We start from the raw sequence: 20,340 nt of genomic DNA, 5'->3' as shown, positions 1-20,340 counted from the left end.
TTAAAACACCATAGAACAGTTGAGTTAGGATGATAAAAATGAACTCTACTTTATCAAAACGCGCAAAATTAAAAAATTGGAGAGCAAGGCGCCCTTTCTGGGGGGCGGCCTTGTGTATTCTTTCTGGATTAATCATTTTATGGGTACCAGCTAAACTTTATGAAGTTGCTGCTGCCCCTGGCAGTATCTTATTTGTTGGTTTTTTCTTAGGCGGTCTAACCCTATTAATGGGTGTACTAGGAATTATTATGCCAAGGCTTTCTACACTTCTTGGAGTATTGGCTATATTCTCATCCGTTTTATCGATTATGGGAGCCCTTGGCGGATTTCTTATCGGGACGATTCTTGGAATAGTGGGAGGTTCAATGTTCATTGCCTGGAAACCTCAGCTCGGGTCCAAAGAAATTTTTGATCAGACTAATGAAAGTAATTTTGCTGAAGAAGAGGTAGCGACAGGAAAAGAGATCTTACCAGAATAATAGTTTTCGAAGAATCGTAAAAGCATTCAGAAAAATGGTGATGGCTTTGACACGTAGAAATAATTCTTATAAGTTTGTAATTATATTTATTTTAATTATTTGTGGACTGATGATTCCGACAAGGGATAGTTTTGCGAGTAGTTCAACAATTATTGGTTTTATCATTGAAGCAAGTCAAATGGAAGGTACCATGATGGCCCCTTCCATGATTGTAGGTGATACAACCGAACAAAAAGATCGGCCGATGCTCGGATTGAAATTTGAAAACCTCTCAGTGGATGGATTAATGATTAAAAAATTAGTGAAAACTCCTAATGGGATTGTAACAATCGGTATGACTCCTAAAGAAACGGTCCATTTCGATAATCTTAATCTAAGTGTTACAAACGCTGTATTCACTGAGAGTTATCCCCCCGCAAACGGTAACATAGGTCTTAAAGATGTAAAATTATTGGCACACAATGTATCTACCGACAACTCAAATTTACCTCAATTTAAGTTAAGTATTAATCAAGGCGGTCAGGTCGAGTTGGACCCGAAAAGTGAAGCAGAACTAATTGAAATGAAATTATTCCTGGATGGGTTACTTACATTGAAGCAACCATAAGAAAAGAAGCGATTGCTAAAGCATCGCTTCTTTTCTTATATTAATCATTGATTATTCTCATGACTCTTCCATTGAATTTCTTGGCGTAGAACCCGGAAGACAAATCTGCAATGGCAATACCTGTTGAACTCTGAGAACCTATGAATTTTCCATCGCCAAGATAAATGCCAACATGGCCGTCTATTTTATAGGTATCAAAGAATACCATATCCCCAGGACGCGCTTCACTAAATGGTACTCTAGTTCCGGTATTTTTTAGAATATCTGTATGTGCCCCTACTTTTATGCCTGCTTGTGCAAATGCCCATGATACAAATGCAGAACAATCGAATCTTCCATTAGAAACATCGTATGCGTTTCTACCGCCACCGAAAACATAAACGGAATTTCCAATATATTTTTCACCAGCATGAATAACAATATTAATTGCTTCATTCGTTGAGACGGGGATCGAATAATTAACGTTGAAAAGATTATCAGGATCGGTTACAGCGGCCCTAAGGTCAGCCTCTTTTATAGCTAGATTACTATCTTGTTGCTGCAGATTGGCCTTTTCTGAGAGTTTTTCCTGTTCCTTCATTTTAAGCGCTTCTTTTAACAAATCATTTTGCTCTTTTTGTTCTAATATCTGAGCCTGCATTCCTTCTAGTTCTATCTTCAAATTTTTTAGATCAGCCAATTTCTTTTCAACGGTAATTTGTTTATTTTCAATATCAATCTGGTCCTCTTTATGCTGCTTTACTAGGTCTTGGTCAGCTTCTACCATAGTTGCAACCGCTCCAAGCCTGTCAACAAAATCACTAAAACTTGACGAACCCAAAATCACTTCGAAATAACTCACCTTTCCTCCGCTTTCCTGAAGGGAGAGGACACGTTTTTTTATTATTTCATTACGTTTGTCAATTCTGCCTTTTATGTAAGAGAGCTCTTGCTCAAGCACTTCCACTTCTGACTCTGTTTCGTTCACTTTTGCTTCCGTTTGAACAATCATATTATTATTATCAATAATGGCTAGTTCAACTCTTTTTATCTGCTCCGAAAGCATAGCGAGTTCATCTTGAACTTGAGTTATTTCCTGATTCGTTTTGGTTAACTCATTTTTAACTCCTGATCTTTGCTCTTGAATATTACTTATGTTGGTTGCCCTTGCCTCTATACCCGGCATAGCACTAAAAATACCAAGTCCCAGTAAGAGTGAAGCACTAAATGTCGTTATCTTCTTTTTCAAACCAGTTCCCCTGCCTTCTTTAAAGACCCAAATTATCTAATGTTAATGAGTTCAATCTTTGAAGACTAGTATAAATTAGCTAATTAATACCCAATATAATCCTATTTTGTCTATATTGGAAGTATATCATCTAAATTATTAAAAAAATTAAAAATAATATTACAATTCTATTGCAAAGGTGATTTTTTAGGGAATCCTCACAAATTTTTCAAAAAAAGTAGCAGTGTTAAAATTGGCTGTCGATTTCCGCTACAGGCACTTCGCTTTCCGCGGGCGTGCCGGGGAGCCTCCTCGTCGCTTCGCCCCTGCGGGGTCTCCCCTGCCCCGTACTCTCGCAGGAGTCTTCGTGCCTTCCGCTCCAATCAACGTAGTTACAAAATTAAAATTGACCATTAACATAGCAAAAAATAAAAAGCCACAATCCCTGTTTTATTTAGAGATTGTGGCTTTTAATTATTAAAACAATTTTTATTATTTATCAATGCTGAATACTTCCCCTTTTTTTACTGTAAATGGTTATTCAGATTTTACTAGTTCTTTAATGCTATTCTTTCCGCGTTCAACCAAGCTAAAGTGTGTATTTCTCGCTAGCTTAAGGTAGTCTTTTCGAACTTGAATCCATGCATTACGACGTTCCCTCGCATAGGCTACATTTGCCTCCGCATTCTTTTCAAAATTATCCTCTAATTGGTCAACCATATGAAAGAAAGTTCTGAATGGTGTAAGCGCTAGTTTCTCTAATTGTCCAGATACCTCTTTCAATTGATTTTTTAAATCACGGTCAGTATTGGCAACCACTACTTCCTTCATTTCCTCTTTACGGGAATTTATTTGATGCATTAGTTCAGTTGTCATTTCCTTATTGGTCTTCTTAGTTTGATCATATAATTTGGAGATGGATCTTCGATATTGCTTATTGAATTTGATCACTTCTTTTAATGCATTGATATATGCATCTTCCCGGTTTTCACGAACCTTTTCTGCACGTTCCTGTGACTGTTCAAATTGATCCCAAAAAGTGTTAACAAAAGAACCTACAGCTATTGATTCCTCTAATGATGGTATCACTTTTTCCTCAATAGCTGCCGTTTCATTTTTCTTCTGTGCCATTGTCCTTCCTCCTCCTACTTTTATTTACTTTCTCTATTGGATCCTTCTTTTGAAATGAAGGTATATAGAGTTCAAGGAAACTCGAATACATTTTGAAAAATTGATCCAGCAACGATTGATATGTTTCTAATTGATTTGCATAGCCTTTTAAGTATGTAGCACCAGCTTTAGTAATGGAATATCTTCTTTTGGCAGGACCTGTTCCTGTTGTATCCCATTCTGACGAAACAAGCTCGTCCTTTTCCAGTTGTCTTAGGAGCCTGTATAAATTCCCTTGATCAAGTGCCTTAAACCCGAATGCTTCCAGCTTCTGGCTTAGTTCATACCCATGAAGAGAAACTCTGCTAAGAAGCAATAAAATAAATGGCAGCACAAAATTTTTGGATGGATTAACTGTTTGATTATCTTGGTTTACCATATTCTTATCACCTCACCTAGGTGTATTTTACACCTATCAGTAATATTTTGTCAATCTTGTAAATAAATATTATTAATCTCGAATTTAAATGTTTACAATTTACTAAAGTTGGTTTTAAACTTAATTAAAATGAGTAGGTGGTGTAAAATGGAAGAATCGAAATTTAGTAAATCTGGTGTTCCATATTTGCATTTTGGCAACGGTGAACCGTTGGTGCTGATTCATGGCTTAGGTGAAATTAAGGAAGGCTGGCAAAATCAATTTGAATTAGCTGATCAATTTGAGTTGATTATTCCTGATTTACGTGGACACGGAGAATGTACCAAGACAGATGGAATTACAATTCAAAATTTTGCTTCTGATGTCATCGGCTTGTTAAAAGAGTTAGGAATTGAAACCGCTCACATTCTTGGTCTATCAATGGGTGGAGCAGTTGCACAGGAAATATACCGCCAAGCACCCTCCCTAGTCCGTTCTCTCATGTTAATAAGCACCTTTCACTATTTCCCTAAAAAACTAAAAGGAATCTTGTTTGAAAATCGCAAAGCAAAGTTTGAATCGGTATCTTCTTCTGGCAGACAATTAGAGCATTTAGCACAGATGGCACTTTACTCCTGGAATAAAGATACGGTTGAAAAATTTAGTCATTTTTTCCGTCCAAAGCACCAGATTTTTATTGAATCTTTGAAAACATGTCTTGAGGTCAATTATTCAACCTTGCTGCCTAAAATACAAGTGCCAACTCTTATAATCGGCTCTCAATATGATTCCGTTTTACCTGTGTGGATACAGGCCTGCATGCATAAGCTAATACCAAATTCTAAGTTTATCATCATGAGGAATACGGGACATATTGCAAAATTGGAAGCTAAAGACCGATTTAATAGCCTTCTTCGGAGATTCCTGAAACAACAAATTAATGCTGCTTAAAAAAAGACAAGCGGGAAGGATAAGAATCCTTTCCGCTTATAATTTATTCTTGTATATAATAAATTATACAAGTACTTCTTGAATTTCTTGTGAACGAGCCGAAAGCCACTTATCCCAAATTTCAGCGAACACCCCAGTCAATGCCAATGAAACATGTCCACCTTCATAGACCTCGTAAGTTTTATCCTCACTTGAAACAAGGTCCAACACCGGAAGGCTTTGCTTTTCTAAAACAAGTGTATCACGTGAACATGAGAAGACAAAAAGCGGGCAGTGTATATTCTTTAAATCTACCACCCTTCCACCAATTACCAATTCCCCCTTTATAAGCTTGTTGTCTTTGTAGAGGTCATTAAACATCTGTTTGAATGCAGCACCAGCAAACGAGGCAGTGTCCTTCGTCCACTTGTCCATACGACGCCACTTTTCGACATACTTCTCATCATGTGCACGGGTGATTAGATTGATATTAGGGCTTCCATAAGATGGTGATAGCATTCTAAACATTAAATATAGAAATTCTGATGGAATGGTTCCATAAGCATCTGCGAAACGGTCAAAACTAAGCTCTCCCTTTTGTAGTCCGTTCAGCCACTTATCCGGAACGATACCAATGCTAAAATCAATTGGAACAGCCGCAAGTGATAGATTCTTAATTGGCAGTTCTGTTATAGAGGCTAAGATCGCTGCAATGGTTCCACCTAAGCAATAACCAGCAAGAGATATTTCCTTTGCACCGGAATGTCTTAAAGCTCGTTTAAGACCGTTCTCCAAATAATCAATGATATAATTGTCAAGTGTGATATCAGAATCTTCAAGGCCAGGAGATCCCCAATCCAATAGGTAGACATCATAGCCGCGCTCAGTAAGACCGCCAACAACACTGCTTCCTTCACCGACATCGAGGATGTACACCTTATTTAACAGGGAGTAGATTAGAAAAACCGGAATTGCATGTTTTTTTTCCTTTGCAGGATGATACCATAGGGTTGTTTTATTTTTCTTCCAGACCATCTGTCTTGGTGTAGGAACTATATCTGGCTTTGGTTCGGTCATAATTTTATACAATTGATTCCACCGTCTCGTTTCTTTTTCTAAGTTTAAGAGTGGAAAACGGTTTGTTCCTAATGCATTAGTGCTCATAATTAAAGTTGCTCCCTTCCATGTTATTTAATTGTGGTAGTACCGGTGAGCACTAGATCTTTTTCCTGCTTTTTCTCCGGTTCTTTTTTCTGTTTTTCCTTCTCTTGTCCGATAAGACCTCTCAATGTAGTAAGTTCAGTTTTTATATCAACAAGACCTTGACGTAATTCCTGCAGCTCATCGTTCATTTTTTGAGTTTCTGCCACTTCTTGTGCGACCTTTTGAAATTCATTCTTCATTTGCATGACAATATTTACTACTTCTTCAAACATTCCTAAATTTTCTTTCGTGATAGAGCTTAAACTATCCTGTAATTTCCAAATTTGCTCTTCTAAAATATCAATTTTTTCTTCCGTTTGAATTGATAGCTTTGCGGCATTAGCAACATCTTTCTTTGTCGGGATATTCATTAAAGCAGCAATAAGCTCTTGGTTCTTTCTAATTCGCTCAAGGTAATAAGAATAGGTGTTAATCCCGATATTTGCTGTACGAACAAATTCCTTGTTGTCAGTCAGATTATATAATAGACCGTTTATTTGTTTATCCCACATTCCACTCAATTGCTTAAAACCAAAAAAGGGATCGAAGATTTTTTCATTTGACATGCCAATGCACTCCTTAAATTATGATTTTATATGTTCTTCTGTTTTTTCCATATATTTATTTAGCGGGAACATTAGCGCTTTGATTTGTCTAGCAAACAGATTGACAAATCCTTTTTGATTTTCATAAAGCAGATTTCCAGCTCGTTTAACAATTTTAATATATTGCAATCTTCCTTTTTTCCTTAGTGCAATATATTGATCAATCATTTCTAGATATTTCTCAATTGCTGGAATGTTTCCGATGAATTGACAAGGAGTACATATGAGCGATAAAGCACCTTTTTGAATTTGATCAATTTGCGCATTAATTTCCTCATAAGACCGAATTGGTAAGAAATGCTGAAGAGCGGTCGTAGACATCAAAAATTCATCTCGTGCTGTCTTTTCCCACTCGATCATTTGCTTTGTAAATTGCTCGGCGACTGCTTTTATATTTCCTTGATTTCGCTGAACACTTTCAGTAAAACGCCTAACCTCATTTAAGAAGACTTCATCCCGATCATCACCACGCTTTGACCATTCGTCTATTTCACGAAATGCCTGCTTCCAGAGAAGGTCTAAGCTAGAAAGTGGGGTTTCAGTTTCAATATCGAGAGTAACCTCTTCAACCGTTTCAATTGTATCGTCAACTTTTTGTTGCTTCTTTCGCGTTTTGGTTTCATTTAAAGAAACCTTTTCATTGTCCTTGTTCGGAGCCATTATACTCACATCCTTTTTAGGATTTTTAAAGATACCTGAGTTAGTTTGAAATCTTGGTGATTTTCTATGAAGTCTATTTAACGAAGTCTGTTTAAATGGGAACGATATCCATTCATGTTGAGGTAAATTGAGTAATTGCTTTTTATAAAAACTAAACTTGAGCTTTTTCTTCCTCTTTGCGGAGCATTCTTCTTAACAACTTTCCAACAGAAGATTTAGGTAGGTCATCTAGTATTTCAATTTCTTTAGGCACCTTGTAGGGTGCCAGACTAATCTTCGCATATGGGACGTCTTGAAAACCCTCTGCCGTTTCTTCTACTATTCTTGCTTCGGTCCCAGGGAGTGGGATACCGACACTACCTAATTTCCTAGGTAGGAACGGAGGGGTGGAAATTGCTGATGGTGAGGTTTCTGATAGTCCTTAGCCATCTACAATTCTATTCCCTACCCTTTTCTCAAACATTTTTACCTGCTCGACAGGAAGAGGGGCACCACCGCTGCTCAAATAGAAAACATCTCCAATATTGCTTTCTTCCAAAAGAGGGTGGCTATTCAAAGCAAATATCATTGTTGGAACTGCTGTAAGCTGAAAAGGTTTCTCCCGTTTAATCAATTCTAATAATTCATTTACATCAAATCGAGGTAAAATCAGCTGATTGCAGCCAATTCTTATCGCCGAAAGGGCGTTACAAGATAAGCCATAAACATGAAACATTGGCAGAACACTTATGATTTTAAAATTCTCAGGTTTCTCATCCACTGTATTATAGGTAAAATCACAGACTTGGATAATATTAGCTAAAAGATTATGATGAGTAAGCATAACACCTTTGGAGACACCCGTAGTTCCACCAGTGTATTGTAAAATAGCGACATCCTCATGAATATCGATTGGAATCTCTGGAATTACATTGTCATGGGTTAAAAAGTCTTCGAAATAACTGTCTCCGTCTGCAAGTTGGATTCTATTGCCTCCAAAACCAACAACAATAATCTTTTTCAATGAGGTTTTCGGTTGAACTTGCTTGATCCTTGGATAAAGAGCCTCAAATACAACCATATATTCTGCCTCAGAATCATTTAAAACATATTCAATTTCTCTTTCAACATACATCGGATTTACTTGAACAGCGATACCTCCTAATCGGAAGATGGCAAATAGGCTAAAAATATAGTGAGGGCAGTTTGGCAGCATGATCGCTATCCGATCTCCCTTTTTAAATCCAACCCGATATAACGATGCTGCGAGCCATTCAGAAATCATTTTCGATTCTTTGTAACTCCAGGATTTCCCGAAAAATGTTAAAGCAGGTTTTTCATTATGGATGTTCGCTGCCTGCTTCAAAAGGTCAAATAATGATTCGTACTCAATTGATACATTCCCACTGATTCTAGAATCATAAAATTTTAACCAAGGCTTTTTCTGATATACCATATTTTCCACTCCCTTTTTTTCCTTCCATTTACACATGGAAGAAGTTGTCATCAACTAAATTATAAGAGAATTGGGACAAATTTTGATTAACGATACTTCTTGTTCACAAAAAATTCAGTAATTAATCAGTCCCAGCGAACTGAGACTGATTGTTTACATAATAGATATCTTATACACCTTGATAAGCTTGGCGATAGATTCCCGCAAGCTCACTTACTAGTGGCATTTTTGGATTAGGGATTGTATCTTGATCGTGAAAAGCATGCTCAGCCAGATCAGCTAATTTGCCTTCAAATTCTGTTTTATCGACCCCGGCCGCTTCGATGCTCATTGGCATTTCCAATTCCTTAGCAAGCTTGATAATTGCCTTGATTAAGCTCTCAACCCCTTCATTTACCGTGCTTGCTGGAAGTCCAAGCATTTTAGCAATTTCGGCATAGCGTTGATCTGCAATGAAATGCTCATATTTCGGGAATGTCATGAACTTATTTGGTTTCATGGCATTAAAGCGAATGACATGCGGCAGCATGATCGAATTTGCACGTCCATGTGGAATATTAAACTCTGCACCAAGTACATGGGCAAGACTATGGTTAATACCAAGGAAAGAATTTGCAAACGCCATTCCGGCTATCGTTGAGGCATTATGCATTTTTTCACGGGCAAGCTCGTCTCCGCCATCCCTGTATGCCCTTGGTAAATATTCAAAGACTAATTGGATCGCTTTTAATGCTAGTCCATCTGTATAGTCATTTGCTAACACGGAAACATAGGCTTCAATTGCATGTGTCAAAACGTCCATTCCAGTATCAGCTGTTACATGGCTAGGGACTGTCATGACGAATTGCGGATCGACAATCGCCACATCTGGTGTTAACTGGATGTCAGCCAAAGGATATTTCATATTGGTTTTCTTATTAGTGATAACTGAGAAGGAAGTAACCTCAGAGCCTGTTCCAGACGTAGTCGGAATCGCCACAAATTTTGCCTTGCCGCGAAGTGCTGGGAATTTAACGACTCTTTTGCTTGGGTCAAAGAATTTTTGCGTTAGGCTGTTAAAGTCGGTTTCAGGATGTTCGTAAAAAAGCCACATCGCTTTTGCCGCGTCCATTACGGAACCACCGCCAAGAGCTATAATACAATCTGGTTCAAACTTTCTCATTCGTTCTGCACCACTCATGACTGTCTCAATGCTTGGATCTGGCTCGACAGCGGAGAAGGTTTCGAATTGAATATTATTTGGATTCTTTCTTAAATGATAAACAATTCTATCAACAAAACCATTTTTCATAGGACTTCCACTCGTTACAATAAATGCCTTCGAAATGCCAGGAATAGCTGCAAGGGTCTGAATCGAGTTCTTCTCAAAGAAAATCTGTGATGGCACCTTAAACCACTGGGTCATCGTCCTTCTTTTTGCCACTTTTTTAATATTGATTAAATTCGCTGCTCCAACATTCTGTGACACAGAGTTCCCTCCATAAGTTCCACATCCAATTGTTAAGGATGGTAAAGATGTATTATAAATATCACCAATAGCTCCATGTGTTGAAGGTGTATTAACGATAATTCTTCCTGCCTTCATTCGTAAGGCAAAAGCATCTATTGCCTCCTGATCAGCTGTATGAATAGCAGCAGAGTGGCCAAGACCACCATATTCCAGTGTTTCTTCAGCGATTAACAATCCATCTGCGAAGCTATTAACCTTATAACAAGCCAAAATTGGGCTTAATTTTTCACAGGATAATGGGTAGTCAGGTCCTACACCTTCAAGCTCAGCAATTAATATCTTTGTATTGATCGGCACATTTAATCCTGCCAATTTTGCAATCATGGCTGCAGGTAATCCGACAATCAACGGATTAAGTTGGGCCGTTTTTGGATCAATAGCAATTCTCTCTACCATCAAACGTTCCTCTTCATTTAGGAAATAACAATTGTTTGTCATTAGTTCCTGCCTTACTTCATCGTAAATCTCCATGTCGATAATTAGAGTCTGTTCTGAAGCACAAATCATACCGTTGTCGAATGTTTTAGATAAAATCAAGTCGTTGACAGCACGTTTAATGTTAGCTGTTTTTTCAAAATAACAAGGTACATTTCCTGCTCCAACACCAAGAGCAGGTTTTCCTGAACTATACGCTGCTGTAACTAGATTTGGCCCGCCGGTCGCAAGGATAAGAGAAATCTTTGGATGCTTCATCAATGCCTGAAAGGCTTCATGAGAAGGAACCTCAATCCACTGAATGCAATTTTCAGGGGCGCCAGCGCAGATTGCGGCCTCCTTTAACAATTCGGCTGTTCTTACACAGCATTTCTGAGCATATTTCGGAAATGCAAAGATAATTGGATTTCTTGTTTTAAGAGAGATTAACGATTTGAAAATAACGGTCGAGGTTGGGTTTGTAATAGGGATGACACCAGCAATAACTCCAACTGGTTCTGCCATCTCAACCATGCCTTCATGGTCGTTTTCACTAATTACTCCAACCGTTTTCATCTCCCTGATATTGTTATAGATGCATTCAGTCGCAAACATATTTTTGAAGACTTTATCTTCATATACGCCTCTTTTTGTTTCTTCTATAGCAAGCTTTGCAAGCTCCTTATGGTGTTCAAGCGCAGTAATGGCCATCTGTTTCACAATTTGGTCCACCATTTCCTGATTGTAGCACCGGAATTCGCCCAGAGCATTTGCTCCGTTTGTAGCTAAGACATCAATCATTAGGTTAACATCATGATTTTCTAGTACCACTCTTTCCTTTACAGACATTAAAACATCCCTCCAGATTATCTATCATTCTGGCTAAAATATATCATGGACGCTCTCGCAAATTTTGTCGAATTTTGCATAAAAATGAATGAATACCCATTCATTTTTAAATAATTCATAAAACGTTCACAATTATTATTGAGCACTTATGTAGAGTACAAAAAAACACAAACCCATGCACTTCATGAGTTTGTGTTTCTTTAAGGCTCTTTTCGTAAACTTTGTTGCTTTTGGAACTTAATATGGTTCATTTACTAAGTTCCTAGGCAATTTTCGCACATGCTCTTACGAAAAGATGCACGAAGCTTCTAGTTATACGGGATGATAAACTTATACGAAAAATAACAATCCATGCGAAAATAGCCTTCTTTAATCAACCAGTATTACGCAATCCTGCTGATATACCACTTATGGTCAATAATACTTCGGTTAAAAGTTCTTCATTCGGCTCTTCTTGCTTCCGTAATTCCTTTATTAATTCCACCTGTAAAAAGTTCAATGGATCAACATATGGATTTCTTCTAAAAACCGAATCCTTAATATTTGGAGTGTGATCCAGCAGCTCTTTATCGCCAGTAATTTTCAATAGAATATTCTTTGTTCGTTCATATTCCTCAAGAATATTAGAAAAGATCCTATCGGCAATCCTTTTATCTTCAACAAGTGTTAAGTATTCTTTGGCTGTCGTAATATCTGCTTTCATTAAGGCCATTTGCAAATTGTCAATGGTCGACTGGAAGAAGGGCCATTTCACATACATTTGCTGTAAAAGCTGTATATTTTGTTCACTTCTTGATGCAAAGCTGTCTAACCCAGTTCCTGCTGCATACCAGGCAGGAAGCAGTTGACGGCTTTGTGTCCATGCAAATACCCAAGGAATCGCTCGTAAATCTTCAAATCGTCCGCGATTCTTTCGACTCATGGGCCTTGAGCCAATGTTCAAATCACCAAGTTCTCTTAATGGAGTTGCTTCGTTAAAGTAAGTCAGAAAATCTGGATCTCCAAATACCAGCGATTGATATTTAACCAAAGCGATACCAGAAATTTCTTCAATCGCCTCTTCCCAAACCTGTTCTCTAAGCTGCCCTTCCTCAGCTTCATTGGAAACATGGGTGGCCGCCTGAAGCAAGGTAGAGGTTGCCTGTTCTAAACTGCGGTAAGCAATATCCTCAAGCAAATACCGGGCAGACAACACTTCACCTTGCTCGGTAATTTTAACTCCATCACCAATGGTTTCAGCAGGCTGCGATAGAATGCTTTTATTTAATGGACCGCCTCCACGACCTAGTGATCCACCGCGTCCATGGAAAAATTTAAGACCAATTTGATACCTTTTTGCCATTTCGTGAATTTCTATCTGTGCTTTATACAATTTCCAATTGGCTGTTAAGGTGCCACCGTCTTTACTTCCATCTGAGTAACCGAGCATTATTTCCTGCTGGTTCCCTAAGAATTGCAAATGATTTCGATAAACAGGCATTTCAAAAAGAGTTTCCATTATTTTTGGCCCAGATGTCAAATCGTCAATTGTTTCCAATAAAGGGGCAACATTTAAATGGCTTTCCAACTCCCCGTCAGCATGAAGTCGATAAATGCCCGCCTCTTTCGCTAAGACTAAAACCTCAAGTAAGTCGCTTGGTGATTTTGTCATACTGACAAGATATACGGAAATAGATCGTTTTCCAAATTCCTCATGAGCATTTTTTATCATTTGAAATACTTTTATCATTTCTTGTGTTTCTTTTGAATAATCTTCATTTAATAACAAAAGAGGTCGCGGGTCCATAAGAATAGTCTGGAGAATTCTGAGCTTTTCCTCTTCTTCAAGATTTCCATAATTTTCGGAGATACGAACTTTTCGAAGTATTTCCGTAATGGCTGCCTCATGCTCACCGCTATGATTTCGGATGTCGAGTGTCGCTAAATGGAAGCCGAATAATTGGACTTGCCGGATCAGCTTTTGAATCGTTTTTAACTCGTGTGCAGCAGGATGATGATGTTTTAGACTATTTTGAATCAAGTATAAATCCTCTAATAATTCATCAGCGGATTTATAGCCTATAGCTGATTTCCCAACCTGCTTTACCCGTTCTATTATGATGGCAAAAGCACGACGATATACTTCCGATTCTACTGGCCATTTTTTATCATCTGTTAAAATGACATCCTCTTTTTCCTGAAGGAAGTTATGCAGTTCGCTGCTTACTTCTACCCTTGTAGAAGAATGACTATATCGCTTCATTAAATCTACTAAAACGTCTTTATATTTTTTTAAGACCAGCCTTCTTTGTTTAATCAGCGTTTCCCAGGACACGTCATGGGTTACATTGGGATTACCATCACGGTCTCCGCCAATCCACGAACCGAACCGAAGGAAGTTAGGAACTTCCCACGAAGTATCGGGATAATTGGTTTCCAGGCATGCTTCCAATTCACGATGTATTTCAGGGAGCACATCAAAAAGCGTTTGATCAAAATAATACAAACCATTTCGAACTTCATCCATAACGGTTGGCTTATGATGACGTAATTCATCTGTCTGCCATAGGATTGTCACTTCATTAAATAAACTTCCTTCGAGTTTATTTTTTTCTTTTTTTGTTAGTAATGGATGATCGAGACTTTTTAAAATATCCGCGATTCGTCGTTGAATTTCAAGAATCGAACGCTTTGTCGCCTCTGTTGGATGGGCAGTGATAACTAATTCGAGGGACAAAGTATGTAGGACTTGTTGAATCATTTCTTCTTCAATATTGTTTTCTTTAAGAGATTGAACCGCACTTTCAATCGAAGCCGGTTGAACATATTGATTGTCTTGGAGTTGGTATTCTCTTCTTCGTCGGATTCGGTGGTTTTGTTCGGCAGCATTAATCAAATGGAAATACATTGAAAAAGCCCGAATGATTTGTTTCCGCATGGGAGTGCTGAGAGATGCAATTTCTTGCTTTAAGGCATCATATTCCTCCTGATTAAAGCTGGTCCGAAGGTTTTTACACATATTCCGAATCTTTTCGACTTTATTGAATAATTCAGTACCACCATGGCTAATGAGAATTTCACCCAGCATTTTTCCTAGTAATTTAACATCACGGCGTAATGGAAGACTGCTGTCATTAATTTTTAAGTCGGTTGCCATACCTTTCACCTTCCCTTTTCTGTGATTCGGTAAAATTTTTATTTATTAATATAACACAACTTTGTTAGGTTTGTTAAAAAAATATTTTCTTTTTTTTCGAAAAATAGAGAAAACAAATTTAATAACACAAAAAAACCTGTTAATACAGGTTTTTCCGGCACCATTATTTTTCTTTATCAAATACAAGTACATATGTTTTGTGGTCATCATCATCATAGGTTACTACAACTGATATGATCGTTTTATTATCGTTTTCTAGCTGAACTGTTTTGTTTGTGGTTCCTTCAATTTTAATCGAAGAACTGCTATAAGCAGCAATTGGATTTATAGTAACCGTCTTTACATCGTTTGCAACAGCGATATGATAGGTATATTCATCAGAAGTGAAAGTGCTGTCCCACGTGCCTGTTGAAACAGATAACGAAGTGAGCCTTGCCTTGGTTGTTTTTTGTACTGCTCCTGTATTTGTACTAATTTGCCCAGTTGTGGGTTGGAAAGAGCTATTTCTATTATTCTGTGATGGAATTGTTGCAACTTGTATACTAGCAGCTTTTGCCCGGGTAACATGAAGTGTATAAATCCTTTTTTCCCCGCTTTCTGCGGTAACTATGATTTGAATGTCTTTTTTCCCTACTGGCAGTTCTACTGTAGCACTTGATTCCATCAATAAGTCTCCATTCACACTAATAGTCGAAGTCTTTTCTATAGCAGAAGGTGTAACTGTTATTGCGGAAGTATCATTTGAAACTTCAACACTATAATCCGTTACCTTAGAAGAAAATGAAGGTGACAATTCACCAGCTGATAGTTTAATATTTTGCAGGAGATTATTATTATTTTGTTCTCTTGTTACAGTAAGCGTATAAGTACTTGTTGTATGAGTGCCATCATTAACTGTAATCAAAAAGGTATTTACACCTGTTTGAAGAGCATACGTAACGTCATTTCCAGTTGTAAGTACTTTGCCATTTATAGAAATGACCGACTCTGGATTTTCACTTTCTACATGAAGTGTAACCTCTTGAACATCATTGGAAATGCTGGCAGAATAATTGAAGTTATCAGCCGAAAAATCTTTATCCAGAGAAATCCCTTTAATTTCTAAATTGGAAAGTAAATTTGTTTCCACATTAGCCACACTTTCTGCCGATGCAGCAGGTGTATACGATACCGTCCCCATCCCTGCGATTGAAATAATTAGAATTGCATTCATCCCTCTTTTTTGCAGTCTTTTTAACATCGTTAGTCCTCCTGTCTGCTTTCCTAAAAAGGAAAATAGAATTTGGACTAACTGTATCAATTTTTGCTTAAGATTATCTTAATTTTATTTTCTTTGAAATTCCTCCAGTTTAGAAGAAATAGCCACGGCTACTTCTTCGTCCGAAATTTGGATAGCTTTTTTAAATAGCGAATTCGCTAATGATCCCATTGGACCTGTGGCATTTATGTCGAGAAACCCTGTAAGGCGGGTTTTATTTTTATTGAGTGCTTTTGCTTCAAAGTACCCCTCTCCAAGGTACTTTTCATTCTTCCGCTTTAATTCAAAGCTTACCTTCCTAGGCTCACTCCACTCTTTGATATCGATGATAAGTGTGACCTTTTTTTTCACGATACCTAGGTCACTCTTAAATTCCCAGCTGATTAGGCGGTCATTTATTTTTTCATGTAAAATATAGCCAGGTACCAGAGGTGCCCAATTATTCGCATCGCGAATAAAGTCCCATATAACATCGATGGGGATATCTATTTCTAACTGTTGCAGTTCGCTTGGCATTTGTATCCCTCTTTCGTTTTAAAAGTAAAAGACCTTCAAGCTGAAGGTCTTTTTTTTAAATATATGTGAATTAACGGATTTATAGAAGTCTCTTTATTTTGTTGAATAGGCCAATAGGAATTCATAAATTCGTTCAGCAGCTTCAGAAAGCCTTTCCGGCGGCTGGACCATGGCAATGCGTACATAGCCTTCTCCCTGCACTCCAAAGGCATCGCCTGGAATCACTGCTACGCCAGCATGATCAATTAATTCAAAAGCAAAATCCCGAGAATTCCATCCTGAAGGGATTTTTGCCCACACAAACATCGTGGCTGGAGACTTGGCCACCTGCCATCCACTTTTTTCAAGTCCGGCAATCAAAGCATCACGGCGGGTTTCGTACTGAATGACTTGTTCTTTTAGGAATGAATAGTCGGATGTTAGTGCTTTAACCGCTGCCTTTTGAATCGGATAAAAAATTCCATAATCAATATGGGATTTAAAAGAAGCCAATATATCAATTGCATGTTGATTTCCAACTACATAGCCAATGCGGCATCCTGCCATATTAAAGGTTTTAGAAAGTGAATTAAATTCAATTCCGACCTCCTTTGCCCCTTTTACGGCCATGAAACTAATTTGCGGGTTATCATCGAAGATTAGTTCTGAATAGGCAAAATCATGTACAACTAAGATATGATGCAGTTTGGCAAATCGTACTACCTCTTCAAAGAAGCTTTTATTCGCAAGGGCGGTTACTGGATTCCCTGGATAACTAATAATCATCATTTTTGCTTTCTGTAAAACTTCTAAGGGAATATCTTCAAGTTTAGGTAGAAACCGATTCTCCGCTAATAATGGCATTGGATATATAACCCCGCCAGCGATGTTCACACTAGCTTCATAGATTGGATAGCCTGGGTCTGGAACTAGAACATAATCACCAGGGTTAATAATCGCTGTAGCTAAATGGGCAAGTCCATCCTGAGACCCCATCAATTGCAGGACCTCTTTGACAGGGTCTAGATCAACCGAGTAGCGGTTTTTGTAAAAATAAGTAACCGCTTCATTAAATTCCGGTATGCCCTTTAATGTATATCCGTAAGTTCTTGGGTCTTTCGCATATTCAACTAGTGTATCGATAACGAACGTTGGCGGTGCAAAGTCTGGACTTCCAACACTTAGATCTATAACATCTTTTCCTTTTTTTATCGCTTCCTGTTTTCGCTCCGCGACTTCTTGGAAAATACTCGACGACATTTTTTGAAGCTTATCTGATGCAACAAAGTTCATAGCACATTCCCCACAGTCTAGTTTCTATTTTTTATTTTTCGTAGAATAATAATTTTATTTATTTTAACATATTTCAGATCCTAACAATTCGATAATGCATCCATAATACAAATTAACCATTGATTATTGGAGGCTGATATTTTAAGATATGAAGATAGGTTTGAATATTCGGAAAAATAGTTACGAGCGTTGGGGGTACTGGAATTGAAATTCTTGCAATATGTTTTATTTTTCATGGGTTTAACTTTTTTTGGCTTGGGAAATGCGATTGCTGTAAAAGTTAAATATGTGGGACTGCACCCTTGGGAAGTTTTGAATGTTGCACTTTATCAACATTTTGGTCTTACTATTGGAACATGGGGCGTATTTTGCGGACTCATCTTAATTATCGTTTCATTATTTGTTGATAGAAGATATATTAGCATAGGGACAATTTTAAATGCTTTATGTATAGGGCCAATCATGGACTTTTTTCTCTGGCTTGATATATTACCGAAGGCAACCAATTCTTGGGTCGATTATCTAATTCTCCTTTCCGGAGTTGTGATTACCGGAATTGGGGGTGGTATGTATGTAGCTGCAGGAATCGGTGCCGGCCCGCGAGACGGCTTTATGCTCTCCATCTCTGATAAAACACGTTTATCAGTTAGTCAAGCACGAATCATCGTTGAAAGCCTGGTTTTAGTTATCGGATTTTTATTAGGCGGGCCAGTATTTATTGCTACTTTTGTTTATACCTTTATCCAGAGCCCTATTTTTCAACGGTCCTTAAAGCTTTTTAAAGTGATAGTCGAAACAAACAAAAAGAAAAAGAGTTCGACTCAAAAAAGGGCTGTTATATAAAGCTAAAGAAGCCCTCACTAATATAGTGAGGGCTTCTTTAGCTTTAGGCTGTGTTAAACTTGGCTATTGATTTCCGCTCCAGGCACGAGCGGTTCGCGGGCGTTCCGGGGAGCCTCCTCGTCGCTTCTCTCCTGCGGGGTCTCCCCTGCCCCGTACTCCCGCAGGAGTCTTCGTACCTTCCGCTCCAATCAACAGAGTTAAATAATCAACATTTACCTTTAACATAGCCTAGCTTTAAAATAATAGTTTTTATGACCATACTTCTTCTAGTATATTTTTAAACAATTCATCAAGCATTGGTGTGACGTCCTCTTTGGAAACAACCAATGTCCTCGTGTATTCCTCTAGTCGAACGATTTCTCTTTCTAAAAATTCATTAATCACCCCAACCTTTGGTTCGAGATTTAGTTCGTCCCCTCTCATCTTCCTATCTAATAATGTTTGGACTTCTTGCTTAAGGATTCCTTCCTCAAGGAGATCCTCGACTAATTCATGAAATTCAATTGGAGGGACCGTATTATACTTTTCAATCCATTTACAGGCTAAAACCGGTCTTAGGACGTAGAAATATTTTTTAATTTTAACATGTTCTCCCTGTAGATAATCTCGAAAATTCCCCTTCGCCATATTTAAATAATGATAAAGAGCAGATTGAGGCAAAAATACTTTGTTTTGAATCTCTTTCATTTTGTCCACTAATGAAAAAGCCTGGTAATAAACAATGCCGGAATGAAGCCATTCCATGAGCGGAGGATTAGATTTTTTAAAAAGCCTTAGAGCCTTCCTTAACTCCCATCCATTAATATCAAGGAGATCATTAATCGGAAGTTCAATTACATCACGTTTTTGATCTATCGACAAATACCATTCTTTTTTATGGACATAGATAAACCTTACATCATAATCACTATCCTTAGATGGAAAGCCCCACGCACGGCTTCCAGACTCGACTGCATAGCAGACTTTCACATCGAATTGTTCTTCTATCCTTCTAATTTCCTTGATTATTCTTTCTCTCATGTTTTTTCACTCCTAAATTACGCCTTGACCAAAGGCTTTTACAAAACAGAGAATAGTCTTGATGGAATCGCTGGACCCACACTCCTGTTTTACCAGGCAGTACATGTCTATCAAACGAGGAAAGGGGAACAATTTCTTGGATAGAGTTTGTTACAAACATCTCTTCTGCTTCAATTGCTTGCTCCAATGTATAATGGCCTTCTTGCACACTTAGACTGTGTTTTTTAGCGAGTTCCATCACAAATTGACGGGTAATTCCGTTTAAGATACCTGTACTTAATGCCGGTGTATATAAGAAGTTTCCTTTTTTCCAGAAAAGGTTTGAGACAATCCCTTCCGCTAGGAACCCATTCTCCGATAAAAAGATTCCTTCTAGCTCAGGAGAATCGCCGATTTCTCTTTTCGCAAGCATATTATTTAAAAAATGATGAGATTTAAGACGTTCATCACCTTCAGGGGTATTTCGCTTTTGCTTTAAAAGGATGGCCTTTTTTTCAGTTAATTCTCCTGCAGGCGGTAACGGCTTTGAAAAAATAATAATGTTTGGCTCCTTGTAGGACGCTGTTTGCAACCCGATATCACCAGTACCTGCAGAAATATTCAAGCGGATATATGCATTGCTAAGCTTGTTTTTCTCGAGTAAGATTTGCAGAATTCTGTTTGTTTCCTCTCGATGAAATTGATGTCTAATGTTCAATACTTCTAAACCATGATTCAGCCTCTCTAAATGATCATCTAAAAGAAAGGGGTGCCCGTCATAAATACGAAATGTTTCAAAAAGACCCATTCCATATAAAAAACCATGATCGAAGGGTGAAATCATTGCGTCTTCTTTTTTTACGATTTTATCGTTTAAATAGATAAACAT

At 37.9% G+C, this 20,340-nt stretch carries 18 protein-coding genes; 4 read left to right on the top strand and 14 right to left on the bottom strand.

Going from position 1 to position 20,340, the window contains the following annotated elements:
* Positions 1 to 38: 38 nt before the first annotated feature.
* Positions 39 to 479, top strand: a complete 441-nt coding sequence (locus ABES02_RS20795) for a DUF6114 domain-containing protein (RefSeq protein WP_430139217.1) — start codon at positions 39 to 41, stop codon at positions 477 to 479.
* Positions 480 to 525: 46 nt separating this feature from the next.
* On the top strand, positions 526 to 1,086 hold the full coding sequence (locus ABES02_RS20790; protein WP_430139215.1) for a hypothetical protein: 561 nt from the start codon (positions 526 to 528) through the stop codon (positions 1,084 to 1,086).
* Positions 1,087 to 1,126: 40 nt separating this feature from the next.
* Here the strand turns inward: ABES02_RS20790 and ABES02_RS20785 are convergent, their stop codons facing one another.
* From ABES02_RS20785 to phaQ, 3 genes are all read right to left on the bottom strand, one after another.
* Entirely contained in the window at positions 1,127 to 2,314 is a 1,188-nt protein-coding gene (locus tag ABES02_RS20785; RefSeq protein ID WP_430139213.1) for a coiled-coil domain-containing protein, read from the bottom strand.
* A 516-nt stretch (positions 2,315 to 2,830) separates the two neighbouring features.
* Positions 2,831 to 3,424 carry a hypothetical protein gene (locus ABES02_RS20780; protein WP_430139211.1) on the bottom strand — a complete coding sequence of 198 codons (594 nt, stop codon included), beginning with the start codon at positions 3,422 to 3,424 and terminating at the stop codon, positions 2,831 to 2,833.
* Complete coding sequence (phaQ, locus tag ABES02_RS20775; RefSeq protein ID WP_430139209.1) at positions 3,405 to 3,842, bottom strand: poly-beta-hydroxybutyrate-responsive repressor; 438 nt, start codon at positions 3,840 to 3,842, stop codon at positions 3,405 to 3,407. The genes ABES02_RS20780 and phaQ overlap by 20 nt, the downstream gene beginning before the upstream one ends.
* A gap of 147 nt (positions 3,843 to 3,989) precedes the next feature.
* Between phaQ and ABES02_RS20770 the strand changes: the two genes are divergently transcribed.
* On the top strand, positions 3,990 to 4,772 hold the full coding sequence (locus ABES02_RS20770; protein WP_430139208.1) for an alpha/beta fold hydrolase: 783 nt from the start codon (positions 3,990 to 3,992) through the stop codon (positions 4,770 to 4,772).
* Between the two features lie 63 nt (positions 4,773 to 4,835).
* Here the strand turns inward: ABES02_RS20770 and ABES02_RS20765 are convergent, their stop codons facing one another.
* The 9 genes from ABES02_RS20765 to ABES02_RS20725 form a co-directional block, all read right to left on the bottom strand.
* Positions 4,836 to 5,915, bottom strand: coding sequence for an alpha/beta fold hydrolase (locus ABES02_RS20765; RefSeq protein ID WP_430139206.1), 1,080 nt, complete (start codon positions 5,913 to 5,915; stop codon positions 4,836 to 4,838).
* 23 nt (positions 5,916 to 5,938) lie between these two features.
* On the bottom strand, positions 5,939 to 6,520 hold the full coding sequence (locus tag ABES02_RS20760; protein ID WP_430139204.1) for a polyhydroxyalkanoate biosynthesis repressor PhaR: 582 nt from the start codon (positions 6,518 to 6,520) through the stop codon (positions 5,939 to 5,941).
* A gap of 18 nt (positions 6,521 to 6,538) precedes the next feature.
* Complete coding sequence (locus ABES02_RS20755; protein ID WP_430139202.1) at positions 6,539 to 7,219, bottom strand: hypothetical protein; 681 nt, start codon at positions 7,217 to 7,219, stop codon at positions 6,539 to 6,541.
* A gap of 421 nt (positions 7,220 to 7,640) precedes the next feature.
* A complete protein-coding gene (locus ABES02_RS20750) occupies positions 7,641 to 8,654 on the bottom strand; it encodes an AMP-binding protein (protein ID WP_430139200.1) in 1,014 nt (337 codons plus the stop codon).
* Between the two features lie 169 nt (positions 8,655 to 8,823).
* Complete coding sequence (gene adhE, locus ABES02_RS20745; RefSeq protein ID WP_430139198.1) at positions 8,824 to 11,427, bottom strand: bifunctional acetaldehyde-CoA/alcohol dehydrogenase; 2,604 nt, start codon at positions 11,425 to 11,427, stop codon at positions 8,824 to 8,826.
* Positions 11,428 to 11,800: 373 nt separating this feature from the next.
* Positions 11,801 to 14,563, bottom strand: a complete 2,763-nt coding sequence (gene ppc, locus ABES02_RS20740) for a phosphoenolpyruvate carboxylase (protein WP_430139196.1) — start codon at positions 14,561 to 14,563, stop codon at positions 11,801 to 11,803.
* A 163-nt stretch (positions 14,564 to 14,726) separates the two neighbouring features.
* On the bottom strand, positions 14,727 to 15,803 hold the full coding sequence (locus ABES02_RS20735) for a cadherin-like beta sandwich domain-containing protein (RefSeq protein ID WP_430139194.1): 1,077 nt from the start codon (positions 15,801 to 15,803) through the stop codon (positions 14,727 to 14,729).
* 84 nt (positions 15,804 to 15,887) lie between these two features.
* Positions 15,888 to 16,337 carry a CoxG family protein gene (locus ABES02_RS20730; RefSeq protein WP_430139192.1) on the bottom strand — a complete coding sequence of 150 codons (450 nt, stop codon included), beginning with the start codon at positions 16,335 to 16,337 and terminating at the stop codon, positions 15,888 to 15,890.
* 93 nt (positions 16,338 to 16,430) lie between these two features.
* A complete protein-coding gene (locus ABES02_RS20725) occupies positions 16,431 to 17,609 on the bottom strand; it encodes an LL-diaminopimelate aminotransferase (protein WP_430139190.1) in 1,179 nt (392 codons plus the stop codon).
* A gap of 234 nt (positions 17,610 to 17,843) precedes the next feature.
* Here ABES02_RS20725 and ABES02_RS20720 point away from each other — a divergent pair, with 234 nt between their 5' ends.
* Positions 17,844 to 18,452 (top strand): YczE/YyaS/YitT family protein, encoded by a 609-nt coding sequence (locus tag ABES02_RS20720; protein WP_430139297.1) that lies wholly within the window; start codon positions 17,844 to 17,846, stop codon positions 18,450 to 18,452.
* 249 nt (positions 18,453 to 18,701) lie between these two features.
* Here the strand turns inward: ABES02_RS20720 and ABES02_RS20715 are convergent, their stop codons facing one another.
* On the bottom strand, positions 18,702 to 19,472 hold the full coding sequence (locus tag ABES02_RS20715; RefSeq protein ID WP_430139189.1) for a nucleotidyltransferase domain-containing protein: 771 nt from the start codon (positions 19,470 to 19,472) through the stop codon (positions 18,702 to 18,704).
* A complete protein-coding gene (gene pabC / locus ABES02_RS20710) occupies positions 19,444 to 20,340 on the bottom strand; it encodes an aminodeoxychorismate lyase (RefSeq protein ID WP_430139187.1) in 897 nt (298 codons plus the stop codon). The genes ABES02_RS20715 and pabC overlap by 29 nt, the downstream gene beginning before the upstream one ends.

The sequence above is a fragment of the Neobacillus pocheonensis genome, from assembly GCF_050477905.1.
GTDB classification, from domain to species: Bacteria; Bacillota; Bacilli; order Bacillales; family Cytobacillaceae; genus Neobacillus; species Neobacillus pocheonensis_A.
Note: the sequence above shows the minus strand (reverse complement) of the source record. Positions and strands in the feature narration are given on the sequence as shown.